Origin of the sequence: Bradyrhizobium sp. LTSP857 (genome assembly GCF_000938285.1) — a bacterium.
In the GTDB taxonomy this organism is placed as follows: domain Bacteria; phylum Pseudomonadota; class Alphaproteobacteria; order Rhizobiales; family Xanthobacteraceae; genus Bradyrhizobium.
Genome location: NZ_JYMS01000046.1, coordinates 138,986 through 150,984, shown reverse-complemented (window position 1 = coordinate 150,984; position 11,999 = coordinate 138,986). Strand labels below are relative to the sequence as shown.

Below are 11,999 nucleotides of genomic sequence, written 5' to 3'. Positions count from 1 at the left end.
GGGCGATTTGACCACAAATCGGTGAGCACTCTCGCACCGAACCTCAAGATCGTGCGACTGCAGCGGCTGTGCGCGCTCGTCGATGGCGAGGCCAATCGGCTGTTACGGCCTCCCCGCCATTCTGGATCCGCGGGGCCGTCACTCTCCCCGCGCGCTTGCGTCCGCCGAAATACCGGCACCATCAAGCCTTGCTGGCGACGCCCTCGGGCTCGCGGATGACATCGTCGGGCAAAACGAGCTCGGTCGCCGCCAGGTTCTCCTTCAGATGAGCGACCGACGACGTGCCGGGGATGAGTAGGATGTTGGGCGAGCGGCGAAGCAGCCACGCCAGCGCGACCTGCATGGGTGTCGCGGCAAGTCGCGCGGCGACCTCGGACAGGACCGAGGATTGCAGCGGATTAAAGCCGCCAAGCGGAAAGAACGGCACATAGGCGGTGCCGGCGCGCGCGAGATCGTCGATCAGCCTGTCGTCGTCGCGGTGCGCCAAATTGTAGTAGTTCTGCACGCAAACGATCTCGCAAATCTTGCGCCCGTCCGCGACCTGCGTCGGGGTGACGTTGCTGAGCCCGATGTGGCGCACCAATCCTTTGCGTTGCAGGTCGGCCAGGACGGTGAGCGGCGCTTCCAGTGATCCTTCGACGGGGCCATGCACGTCCAGCATGCTGCGCAGGTTGACGACGTCAAGCACATCGAGCCCGAGATTGCGGAGATTGTCGTGCACGGCTTGTGTCAGTTCCGCCGGTGACATGGCTGGAATCCACGATGCATCCGCACCGCGCCGGGCGCTGATCTTGGTGACGATGGTGAGGTCGTCGGGGTAAGGGTGCAGCGCCTCGCGGATGATCTGGTTGGTGACGTGCGGTCCGTAGAAATCGCTGGTGTCGATATGATTGACGCCTTGAGCGACGGCCTCGCGCAGGACGCGCACGGCCGCGTTGCGATCTTTGGGCGGCCCGAAAACGCCGGGCCCTGCAAGCTGCATGGCGCCGTAGCCTGAGCGATAGACGGTGCGGTCACCGAGTTTGAACGTGCCGGATTTTTGAACAATGCTCATGGTCGGTCTCCTTTGACCCACCGCAGTTAGGCCTTGTCGGGGTGCGCGAAAATAGGCACAGTTCGTACAGCTTGTACGAAATTGCGAACAATGAAAATCCAACATCGCTGATCTCCACGCATTCGTGTCCGTGGCCCGCGCCGGCGGCTTTCGCGATGGCGCCCGCATCAGCGGTCTCAGCGCATCCGGCCTGAGCGAGGCGGTTCGCAGGCTCGAGGCGCAGATCGGCGTCAGATTGCTCAATCGGACAACCCGCAGCGTCAGTCCGACCGAGGCGGGCTATCGCCTGCTCGAGCGGCTTAGTCCCGCGTTGAGCGAGATCGAGGCCGCGATCGACGTGGCGCACGGGCTGCGCGACCAGCCGGCGGGAACGCTCAAGCTGAATGTCCCTGTCAGCGTAGCCCGGCTGGTGCTCCCAGCGATCGTTCCGGGGTTTCTCGCCGCCTATCCGGACATTCGACTGGAGGTCATCGTCGAGGAGAGTTTCGTTGATATCCTCGCCGTCGGTTGCGACGCCGGCATCCGCTATGACGAACGCCTGGAGCAGGACATGATCGCAGTGCCGATCGGGCCGCGTCAGCAAAGCTTTTCTCTCGGCGCCTCACCGGCCTATCTCGATCGACGCGGAAGACCGGAGCACCCGCGCGATCTGCTCGGCCATGCCTGTCTCCAGGGCCGGTTTCCGAGCGGGACGGCGATGGTCTGGGAATTCGAGCGCGACGGCGAAGTCGTCAGGGTCGACGTGATGGGGCCGTTGACTGTGCAGCTCGGCGGCGCCACCGATCTCCTCGTCGACGTCGCGATCGCGGGCACCGGCATCGTGCCGCTTTTCGAGGACTGGCTGCGCCCGTACTTTGAAAGCGGCGCGCTCGAACCGGTTTTTGAGCCCTGGTGGCAGCGCTTCACGGGGCCGTATCTGTATTATCCCGGGCGACGGCTGGTGCCTGCGCCGTTACGCGCCTTTGTCGATTACATCAAGGACGTCCCTTCGTCCGACAGGGCCCGGATTCACGTGCCGGCGGTATCCACCCCTCGCCGCAAGTCCCGCCTCTAGCTTTGTGCAGATCAGGCCGGCCAAATCCGAGGCTAGCCAGGCCCCCGCTCCCGTTCCAGACTCTGCGGTGAAGCTAAGGACAACGATCAAAACAAGAACCAAGGCAACAAGCGGACGAAGGCGTTCAAGCCGCGCCGCCATTGGGAGGTTTCGTCATGCAGGAGAACGTCGCCCGCACGAGCAGCTCGCGCGCCATTCCATTCGACGCCGCCAAGCTCGATCGTCTCATGGAGGCCGCCGGCCTCGACGTCCTGGTTGCGACGTCGAAGCACAATGTGCAGTACCTGCTTGGCGCCGAGCGCGCGATCTTCTTCGACTACATGGATGCCATGGGCGTCAGCCGCTATCTGCCGGTCCTGGTCTATCCCAAGGGCGCGCCGGACAAGGCCGTCTATATCGGCCACCGGCTGGAGACCCATCAGCGCGCCGTGACGCCGCCATGGGTGCCGCAGGTCCGCACCGAGTCCAACGGCTCGGTCGATGCCATCGCGCGGGCCGTCGCGCTGATCCGGGATGCCGGCGTGCCGTTGAAGCGGGTCGGCGTCGAGATGGCGTTCCTGCCCATGGACGCAGGGAAGGCGCTGGCCGACGCCCTGCCCGGCGCCGAGCTCAAGGACGCGCTGCTGGTGCTGGAGCGGCTGCGCGCGGTGAAGTCGGCGAATGAACTGGCACAGCTCAAGACAGCCTCGGAGCTCGTGATCGCTTCGATGCTGGAGGTGATCTCGCAGCACGGCCCGGGCACCACCAAGCAGCAATTGTCGGATGCGTTGCGTGTCGCCGAAGCCAACTGCGGACTGATGTTCGAGTATTGCCTGCTCGCCTGCGGCAGCAGCCATAACCGCGCGCCGTCATCTCAGCGCTGGGAGCAAGGTGATGTGCTGTCGCTCGACTCCGGCGGCAATTATCACGGCTATATCGGCGATCTCGCGCGCATGGCCGTGCTCGGCGAGCCGGACACCGAGTTGAAGGATTGTCTCGCCGAGATCGAAGCGGTCCAGCGCGCCGCCTTTGCAGCAGTCCGGCCGGGCGCCATGGGCGGCGACATCTACGTCGCAGCCGAGCGCCAGCTCGCCCAGATCAGCCAACACGGCTGCACGGAGTTTTTGGCCCACGGCATGGGCCTCGTCAGCCACGAGGCCCCTCGCCTGACCGCCAAGGGGCCGGTGCCCTACGACGATGTCGATGCAAGGTTGCCGCTCGAGCCCGGCCTGGTGGTCTCGATCGAGACGACGATGAAGCATCCCAAGCGCGGGTTTATCAAGCTTGAGGACACGGTGGTGGTGACGCCGACCGGCCACGAGATCTTTGGCGAAGGCGGCCGCGGCTGGAATCTCGGGGGCGGCAGCAGGCGTTAAGGCCCTCTCAGGAGGGCCCTTGTTTCCGCTATTCGGCTGCGTTCTTGTTGCCCTTGCCCTTGAGATTGATGCCGCCGGGTTGGGAGCTTATCAGTCGCTGCCATTCAGCAGCCATTCTCAACTTCAGATCCCGGTACTGCTTCGACAGATCAGCAAGCGCTTCGGCTGACGGCGGTGAAGCATGCTCATATACGAGCTGAAGTCTGATTGCTTCCAGCTCAGTCTTCATTGCGGACTGCCAGCCCTGAGCCTTCACGCAATGCAATGTTTGCGTCAAAACCGTCCCGATTGTGGTTATCCCACCGAAAATGCCGGCAACCTTTGGGTCGTTCGCCGCCGTTCCAAATATCAACGAAAGGATTCCGCAAATGGCAGAGGTCACGACGATGGACTGATACCAGAAGGTATCCCAGGTGTAGGCCTTTCCATGATTTTCGATTGCTGTGTTGATCTCAGCTAGAAACTCGCCCACCAGAGCTTCGTGGCTATTTGCTTCCATGGCCGCCCGCCCCCGGTCGTCTATACCTCAAGTTGAAAGCATAGGGTCGTTGCCGTCAAGGCGCCCTCTGAAATAGATCAGCTAGGGATATTTGGCGAAGGCGGCTGCGGCTGGAGTCTCGGCCTCAGCGCAGCGGCAGCATGTCGAGCTGGATTTGCGCCTTCTTGACGGCTGCCGCGAACCAGCCCTGGCTCGGCGCTTCCTTGGCGAAGCACGCGGTAAACGCCGTCATCGCGTTGTCTTCGCGGGTCATGTCGCCGCGCGGGTCCTTCTTGTTGATGGGTTTTGCCATCATCTGCTTCCAGACCTTCTCGCAGGCCGGGATTTCAGCCGTCTTCACGGCGTCGCTGGCGGCGAGGAAGAAGACCTTGTCGCCCTGGATTGCGACGACGTCGATTTCGGTCGGCGGTCCCTTGATATCGCCATTGCCGCGCAGGCCCAGCACGGCAACCGCGACACTTGCCGATGCGGGCTTCGTGATCGGCAGCTCCGCATATTTTCCGAACGCGGAGTCCTGGATCGCTTGATAGTAGAAGCGGTCCGATTTGAACGCCGCGTCGATCTCCTGCGGCATCCCGTCCTCGCGGTGCTCGGCAAGCCAATGCTTGAGCAGCGCGGTGGTGGTCACCACGGCTTGAAGCTTGTCGCCTTCCGTCGCGAAACCGAGCCCGTCGAGATGGCCGAAGCCCGAGTCGCCCTTGTACAGCGTGTCCACGTTGGACTTGCCGTCTGCCGGAAGCCCCTTGATCGTGACCGGTCCCACCAGGCTTCGCAACACGCCTGTCAGCTCCTTGATCGCCGCGTCGTGCTGCTTGGTGGTCTCATCGTTTTCCGCAGCCTTCGAGAACTTGGCGATGCCCCGGTCGCGCAGATCGAGATAGTGCTGCTCGGGCGCGGCCGCATGTGCGGGCGTGGCGAACACGAGCAGGCAGAGCAAGGCGAGCGATCTCATGCGACATCCGTAGACTGGGAGCAATCTCCAGTCTTTGTGCCGGTCCGCGGCGGGAAGGTTCATCCGCGAAGGGAGCGCGGAGAACGAATCCTTCACCATGCCCTCGGGGTTTGATTGAGCCCAGGTAACCCCGGAGGTAAAATCATCTGCGGGGTCTTCGTTGATCATGCGGAACGGCCGCAAGGTTCTGTGCCAGCGGGTGCTGGACATCCAGGGTTCGACATCCATGAGCGAATTGCGCGCTGCGACCAGGCAATCCACGGCCAGGACCGGGATTATCGCGTTTGAGGGCGCCAGGGGCACCGTGAGCGTGCCGTGCACGATCAGCGACGTGTCCGGCACGGGAGCAAGACTGAAGCTCGACTGGTCACTGGCGTTTCCGACAGAGGCGACGCTGATCTTTGCCGACGGCTTACGAAAGGCCTGTCGTGTTGCATGGCAGAAGCGGCGGCTGCTCGGCATCGCGTTCGCGGATGGCGTTGCGAGCGCGGACGAACAGGTCCTGATGATGACCGAAGCAGAGCAGGCTCTGCACAGGCAGCATATTGGCGCGCAGGTGAGAGGCGCGCGGGAGGCGCGCGGCTATACCGGGATCGAGATTGCGAACCTGCTTGGCGTCTCGCCCGAGTTTGTGTCGCGTGCCGAAAGCGGTGAGACGAGCATCCCCCTCCACCAACTCACGCACATTGCGGATTTGTTGCTGGTCGACCTCAAAAAGCTCGTTGCTGGCCCGGCGTCGGTCGGACCGCCGCGCTTGAGCGACGTCGAACTGGTGGCTGAGTAAAGGTCGCCTTGCAGCCCATCCTTCGAGACGTCCGCCTCCGGCGGGCCCTCAGGATGAGTCACGTCTTGCGGCAAAATATCAGACCTCCCTAACGGGGAGAGGTGAACCTCATTCCGTTCTAGCTCTTGTGGCAGCACGCCCCTCCGCCGCCGGCGCCCTTCCCCTCGCCCGCGGGCACGCTGCGGCTGTTGCGGTCCGGCGGAATGTCGCCAGCCGCGTTCGCCGCGAAGAAGCCGGTCGGCTTCAGGACAAAGCCGGTATATTCGACCGGCATGATCGGGAAATCCTCGGGCTTGCAGACATGGGTGTGGCCGAAGGAGTGCCACAGCACGATGTCGGCATTCTCGATGTTGCGGTTTTGGGCTGCATAGCGCGGCAGGCCGTCGCCACCGGCATGGACGTTGGGATAGTCGCCGCTGGCGTACTTTTCGTCTTTGTCGAACGCGGTGACCCAGACGTGCTTGGTGGCAAAGCCGCCGCGCTTGCGGACGTAACTCCCCTCCTGCGCCAGCATCAGCGGGCTCGGATTGACGACGAGCTTGTAGGCCGGCGCGTTGCCGACTGAGTTGGTCTGGTTGGGATTGCTGATCTTCCAGAACCGGCCGGTCTCGCCATTGGCGATCGCCGCCGCGTCGCGCTCGCGTGACAGCACACGCGTGGTGGTGTCGAACACGTTGCCATGCGGATTGTCGTGGCCCCAGGGCCGCGGCACGAAGTCGTGCTCGCTGACGGTGTTGCCGCCGCCGTCGATATCCATGTGTAGGCGCACGTTGAAGAAGTGCTGGTGCGTCGGTCCACCCAGATTGTCGTCGACCATGCCGCCCCATTTGTACTTCTCGCCGGGTTGCACGGCCGCAGTCTGGATGATCCCGGTGAGCTTGGTCTCGAGCTGGATCGTGCCGTCCTGGTAGAGATACCAGTAGAAGCCGTAGTCGTAATTGCCGACGGTGGCGAAGAACGAGATGACGAGCCGGCGCGAGCGACGGACCTCGAACAGGCCGTTGCGGAATTCGTAGTGCTTCCAGGCAATTCCGTAGTCTTCTTCATGCATGCAGATGGCGTTCTGCATGACGAAGGGCTCGCCCTTGTTGTCGGCAGCGGGCACGTCGAAATAATGGATGTTGCCGAGGCAGTCGCAGCCAAGCTCGAGCGCGTTGGCGAGCATGCCGAGCCCGTATTCGCCGGCATCGAACGCCGACTTCCAGAAATGGTTGGCGGTCGGATCGGCGTAAGGCACCACCATCTCGGTGACGCTGGCGCGATGGATCAGCGCGCGCTTTCGCTCGCCGTCCTGGTAGGCGAGCTGATGCAGCACCAGGCCCTCGCGTGGCGTGAAGCCGATGCGAAAACTCCATTTTTGCCAGTCGACCTTCCAGCCATCGACGCGAAAGCTCGCGCCTTCGGGCTGCTCGATATGCAACGGCTTGATGTCTGTGCGCGGGTTCGTGACTTCGTGGGCGCCGTAGTTCCGCTTCTTGCGCGGGATCGGGATTATCGGGTCCTCGTCGGTGAGGTCGATGACCCTCCCCCCGATCAGGTCGACGACGGCGACCACGCCCTCGATCGGATGGGCGTAGCCGTTGTCCTGGAGGTGCTCGCGAAAATAGCTGACGGCGCGGACGATACGCGCGCCGCGCTCGAACTCCATGTCGAAGAAGCCCGAGGAGAACGGGTCGACCTGGATCAGCTCGATATCCTTGTCGGTCAGCCCGCGCCGCTGCATCGCCGCTCGCCATCCAGGGTCGGCCTTGACCACGGCCTCGCACTTGAAGAACTCTTCTAGCATCACCGGCGGCTGCCCATAGGGCGCCTCGCGGTTCGGAATGACCTTGCGCGCGACGATCTCGTTGCGGCCGAGATCGACGATATGCTCGATCGCCTCATCGGTGGTCACGTCGAGCGTCAGCAAAAACGCGCGGCGCGGCAGCCCTGCCCCACTGCCAAGCTCCTGCTTGGTCGGCTCTTCCAGCCGCAATGTCGGGAAGCGGCAATTCTCCGGCGAAATCGCTGCGGCGCGCACCAGCGTGCAGGCCGCGGTGATCTCTTCAGCCGTCAGCGGATCGAGCGCATGTGGCGTAACGGTCTGTGATTTGGCTTTGACGGTATCGAGCATGATGATGTCCAGAAGTCAGCGCTAAGCGAGATGCGCAGTGATGGCGTGGAAGGCGGCGAGCCAGCGATGGTCGAGCGGCACATCCATCGCCTTCGGCTGCGTCGCAAGCTTGACGATCACGGTGTCGGAGGCCGTGTCGATATAGAGCCACTGGCCGTGGATGCCGATCCCGGCGAGATCGTTGCGTGAGGGATCCAGCGTGTACCATTTGCTGCGGTAGCGCGCGTCCGGGAAGAACTCGGCGAGGTCGCCGTCGGCCCAGGCCTTGGGATCGCCGTTCTCGTGGATGTCGTCGATCCACCAGCCCGGCACCACCTGTCGTCCGCCAACGACGCCGCGGCAGCGGATCATCTCGCCGAAGCGCAGCAGGTCGCGCGCGGTGACGGAGAGCCCGCCGGCGATACGGCCCATGCCGTGGCTGTCGAGCGTCATGGAGCCGTCTTCCTCCGCGCCCATCGGCTGCCACAGATATTCGGACAGGATGCGCGTATAGGGCATGCCGCAGGCGCGCTCGTAGACCCAGCCCAGCACCTCGGTGTTGGTCGAGACGTAGTGAAACACCTTGCCGTGCGGCTTGCCGGTGCCGCGCAGCGTGGTGAGATAGGCGCGCTGATGGCCGGCCTCGACACCAGGCGGCGGCACATCCCAGCCCGAGGAGAAGCGATAGCGCGCGACGTCGCCGGCCGGGTCCTCATAGTCCTCCTCGAACTTGATGGCGACCGCCATGTCGAGGACGTTGCGGACGGTGCAGTTGCCGTAGACCGAAGTCTCGAGCTCCGGCACGTAACGCACCACCCTCGCCTCCGGATCGACCAGCCCGCGCGCGGCCAGCACGCCGCCGAGCGTGCCTGCGACCGACTTGCTGATGGAGCAAATCAGATGCGGCGTCGTCACGCTCATGCCGTCGCCGTACCATTCGTGGATCAGCGTGCCCCGGTGCATGACGAGCAGCGCATCGCCAAAGGTCTCGCGCAGCGTCGCCTCGATCGTGGTTGGCTTGCCGTCGGGCGCGGTAAAGCCGAGCTTTGCGAGTTCGCGCGGCGCGCTCGTGATCGGCGTCGGATGGGCCGAGCGGCGCACCTCGGCAGTCGGCAGCACTTCGCGTGTATGGGTAAAGCCCCAGCGGATCGCCGGAAAGCTGCGCCAGTTGGCGCGGGTCACCTGGGCCTCGGGCGCGGCCGGGCTGCCGCGCATGATCTCGGTCGGTCGCATCTCGATCCTCCGCAAGGCTATCTCGACGCCGGTGTCGAGGAGGAGGACACTGCATCTCGCCGCCATCGGGCGTTATCGAGATCCAGCAATATTTTGCTGGACACCGGCGCGGGCCGTGCCAGTTCTGGCGTGGTTCTTGCTGGCTGTTCGGCTTACAGATTCCGGCGTTCTATCATGGCCTTAAGCGCAAATCTTCCGATTCAGGACTCGGCTGCTAACCTGTTCCAAGCCAGCAGCAGCGATGTCGATGAGCACTGCGCCGGCCTCGGCCGCTGGCGGCTGAGCTACGACCAGATCAGCGCCGGCGCGTTCCAAGGCAGCTTTACCCAGCTTTCGCTGCCCCGCGTCGAAGTGTTTCGCGAGATCACCAGCCAGCAGGTGCGCCAATATGGCCAGCTCGGCGCTGGCAGCTTTGGCATTGGGCTGCCCTGGCACGGCGACGGCGAAGTCAATTGCAACGGAGCCAGCGCCACCGGCGCCAACGTCATCGCCTGCATCGATGCCGAAGTCGACATGTGCACACCGAAGGCGTTCGAGCTCCGCGGAGTCGTCACCAGCGCGGCGCTGATCGAGGAGCTGGCTTCACGTCTCGATATCGAATTGCCGCGCGCGGTCTGGCACCAGATGCGGGTGATCGAGATGGCGGAGGCGCCGGTCGCGCGGCTGCGCGCCCATCTTGCCGCCATCCAGGAGACCATCACCACCGCGCCCGAACGGTTCGGCAACCCGGCCGCGCGGCAGGCGTTGGAGGACGCCCTCCTCGTCGAGATCATGGACATGCTGCCAACAGCACGGCCGAGTGATCCCGGCCGCAGTGCGACCGCGCGCAAGCGCACCGTGGATCGTGCCCGCGAACTGATGCACAGCAGCGGCGATCGCGCGCTCTCGCTGCTGGAGGTCTGCAAGGCGGTCGGCGCCAGCCCCCGCAAGCTCGGCTATTGCTTTCAGGAGGTGCTGGGCACGAGCCCGATGCACTATTGGCGCGCGATGCGCCTGAACTGCGTGCGGCGCGACCTCAAGCGCGCCGGCGCTGGCGAGACGTCCGTCTACGACGTCGCCGTGCAGCACGGCTTCTGGCACTTCAGCCAGTTCTCGCTGGATTACAAGCGGCACTTCTCTGAGCTGCCCTCGGAGACGCTGCGCCGCGCGAGGTTGGCTGCCTGACTTTCTCTCAGCGATGCCGCAGCCTGCGGTTGACCCGGCGCGCCAGATAATCGCCGGCGCTCTGGACGAGCTGCACCAGCGCGATCAGCACCACGACGACGGCCAGCATCATCTCCGGCATGAAGCGCTGGTAGCCGTAGCGGATGCCGAGATCGCCAAGACCCCCGCCTCCGACGGCGCCGACCATGGCGGAGTAGCCGAGCAGGCTGACCACCGCGAGCGTCAGCGCCAGCAGCAGGCCTGGCAGCGCTTCGGGGATCAGCACCTTGAACACGATCTGGAGCGGCGACGCGCCGAACGAGGACGCGGTCTCGATCAGGCCGCCATCGACTTCGCGGATCGCGGCTTCCACCAGGCGCGCAATGAACGGCGTGGACGCAATCGTCAGCGGCACGATCGCCGCCGTCGATCCGATCGAGGTGCCGGCCACCAGCCGCGTGAACGGGATGATGGCCACGACCAGGATGATGAAGGGCGTGGAGCGCGTCGCATTGACGACGATGCCGAGCACACGATTGACGGCGGGCGCCGCGAACAGCTCCCCCTTCCGGCTGGTCGCGAGAAACACGCCGAGCGGCAGGCCGAAGGCGGTGCCGAGCAGCGCCGCGACCCCGACCATGTACAGGCTTTCGAAGGTAGCCTGGACGATCAGATTGATGAGTTCAGGCGACATAGCCGAGACGCTCCGCCGAGAATTGATATTGGGACAGCCATGCGAGGGTGCGCGTCGCCGCGCTTTCGCCACCGGGAATGCCGAGCACCAGCGAGCCGACATGCTGGCCGCCGATCTCGTCGATGCGCGCCGACAGCAGCGCGACGTCGAGGCCGAGCTCGCGGGCAAGCCGCGCGATCAGCGTGTCGCCGGCCCCTGCCCCGCGCACCTGGACGCGGATCACGGCGCGGCTGCCCACAACCGGTTCCTGCACGATCCGGCTCGCCAGCGAGACCGGCAGGCTGTCGCCGATCACCTCGGCCAGGAAGGACTGGGTGATCGGATGCTTGGGATGGGTGAAGATGTCGGCGACATGGCCGCTCTCGACGACATGGCCGGCATCGAGCACGACGACTTCCTTGGCGAGCTGGCGCACCACGGACATCTCGTGGGTGATCAGCACGATGGTCACCCCTAACTCGCGATTGATGTTAGCCAGCAGATCGAGGATCGCGCGCGTGGTCTGCGGATCGAGCGCGGAGGTGGCCTCGTCCGACAGCAGCACGCTCGGCCGCGTCGCCAGCGCGCGGGCAATCCCGACGCGCTGCTTCTGGCCGCCGGAGAGCTCTGAGGGATAGCGGTCGTGCTTGTCGGCGATCCCGACGAGATCGAGCAGTTCGGCGACGCGCGCGCGGATGTCGGCCTTGGACCAGCCGGCGATCTCCAGCGGCAGCGCGATGTTGGCAGCCGCGGTGCGCGACGACAGCAGGTTGAAGTGCTGGAATATCATCCCGATCGAACGCTGCGCCAGCCGCAATTCGCGGCCTGCGAGCGCAGAGATATCGCTGTTATCGACGACGACGCGGCCCGTGGTCGGCTTTTCCAGCCCGTTGATCAGCCGGACCAGGCTCGACTTGCCCGCGCCGGAGCGGCCGATCACGCCGGTGATCGAGCCGCGCGCGATCGCGAAGTCGATCCCCTCGAGCGCGTTGACGCCGGGCTTGCCGCGATAGGCCGGATAGGTTTTCGAGATGCCTTCGAAGCGGACCATCGCGTCCGGCTCAGCCGTGGCAGCGGCGTCTCGGGTCTCGATCTGTTCTCCGACCAACAGCGATGGGTGCGCGTTCATGGAAGCGGCTTTCATTCACGATCATTAGCTC

General features: G+C 64.6%; 11 protein-coding genes. 4 read left to right on the top strand and 7 right to left on the bottom strand.

The genetic code is table 11. The annotated features are described in order from the left end of the window. Positions 1 to 181 precede the first annotated feature (181 nt). Positions 182 to 1,054, bottom strand: a complete 873-nt coding sequence (locus tag UP06_RS30135) for an aldo/keto reductase family oxidoreductase (RefSeq protein WP_045007323.1) — start codon at positions 1,052 to 1,054, stop codon at positions 182 to 184. A 103-nt stretch (positions 1,055 to 1,157) separates the two neighbouring features. On the opposite strand from UP06_RS30135, the gene UP06_RS30130 reads away from it, so the two are divergent. Continuing rightward, complete coding sequence (locus tag UP06_RS30130; protein WP_045007322.1) at positions 1,158 to 2,108, top strand: LysR family transcriptional regulator; 951 nt, start codon at positions 1,158 to 1,160, stop codon at positions 2,106 to 2,108. Between the two features lie 155 nt (positions 2,109 to 2,263). Further along, complete coding sequence (locus UP06_RS30125) at positions 2,264 to 3,463, top strand: M24 family metallopeptidase (protein WP_045007321.1); 1,200 nt, start codon at positions 2,264 to 2,266, stop codon at positions 3,461 to 3,463. 28 nt (positions 3,464 to 3,491) lie between these two features. On the opposite strand, the gene UP06_RS30120 is transcribed toward UP06_RS30125, so the two are convergent. Both UP06_RS30120 and UP06_RS30115 read right to left on the bottom strand, forming a co-directional pair. Beyond that, positions 3,492 to 3,962 carry a hypothetical protein gene (locus UP06_RS30120; RefSeq protein WP_045007320.1) on the bottom strand — a complete coding sequence of 157 codons (471 nt, stop codon included), beginning with the start codon at positions 3,960 to 3,962 and terminating at the stop codon, positions 3,492 to 3,494. 124 nt (positions 3,963 to 4,086) lie between these two features. Beyond that, positions 4,087 to 4,914: a hypothetical protein gene (locus UP06_RS30115; protein WP_045007319.1), complete on the bottom strand. Its 828-nt coding sequence runs from the start codon at positions 4,912 to 4,914 to the stop codon at positions 4,087 to 4,089. A gap of 226 nt (positions 4,915 to 5,140) precedes the next feature. On the opposite strand from UP06_RS30115, the gene UP06_RS30110 reads away from it, so the two are divergent. Next, entirely contained in the window at positions 5,141 to 5,698 is a 558-nt protein-coding gene (locus UP06_RS30110) for a helix-turn-helix domain-containing protein (RefSeq protein ID WP_045007618.1), read from the top strand. Positions 5,699 to 5,816: 118 nt separating this feature from the next. On the opposite strand, the gene UP06_RS30105 is transcribed toward UP06_RS30110, so the two are convergent. Together UP06_RS30105 and UP06_RS30100 are read right to left on the bottom strand one after the other, a co-directional pair. After that, a complete protein-coding gene (locus UP06_RS30105; RefSeq protein WP_045007318.1) occupies positions 5,817 to 7,811 on the bottom strand; it encodes a primary-amine oxidase in 1,995 nt (664 codons plus the stop codon). Between the two features lie 21 nt (positions 7,812 to 7,832). Continuing rightward, positions 7,833 to 9,023 (bottom strand): serine hydrolase domain-containing protein, encoded by a 1,191-nt coding sequence (locus tag UP06_RS30100; protein ID WP_045007617.1) that lies wholly within the window; start codon positions 9,021 to 9,023, stop codon positions 7,833 to 7,835. A 174-nt stretch (positions 9,024 to 9,197) separates the two neighbouring features. Between UP06_RS30100 and UP06_RS30095 the strand changes: the two genes are divergently transcribed. Continuing rightward, a complete protein-coding gene (locus UP06_RS30095; protein WP_045007317.1) occupies positions 9,198 to 10,187 on the top strand; it encodes a helix-turn-helix domain-containing protein in 990 nt (329 codons plus the stop codon). Between the two features lie 7 nt (positions 10,188 to 10,194). Here UP06_RS30095 and UP06_RS30090 read toward each other — a convergent pair whose 3' ends face one another. Together UP06_RS30090 and UP06_RS30085 are read right to left on the bottom strand one after the other, a co-directional pair. After that, positions 10,195 to 10,860, bottom strand: coding sequence for a methionine ABC transporter permease (locus UP06_RS30090; protein WP_045007316.1), 666 nt, complete (start codon positions 10,858 to 10,860; stop codon positions 10,195 to 10,197). Further along, on the bottom strand, positions 10,850 to 11,968 hold the full coding sequence (locus UP06_RS30085) for a methionine ABC transporter ATP-binding protein (RefSeq protein WP_045007616.1): 1,119 nt from the start codon (positions 11,966 to 11,968) through the stop codon (positions 10,850 to 10,852). The genes UP06_RS30090 and UP06_RS30085 overlap by 11 nt, the downstream gene beginning before the upstream one ends. Positions 11,969 to 11,999 lie beyond the last annotated feature (31 nt).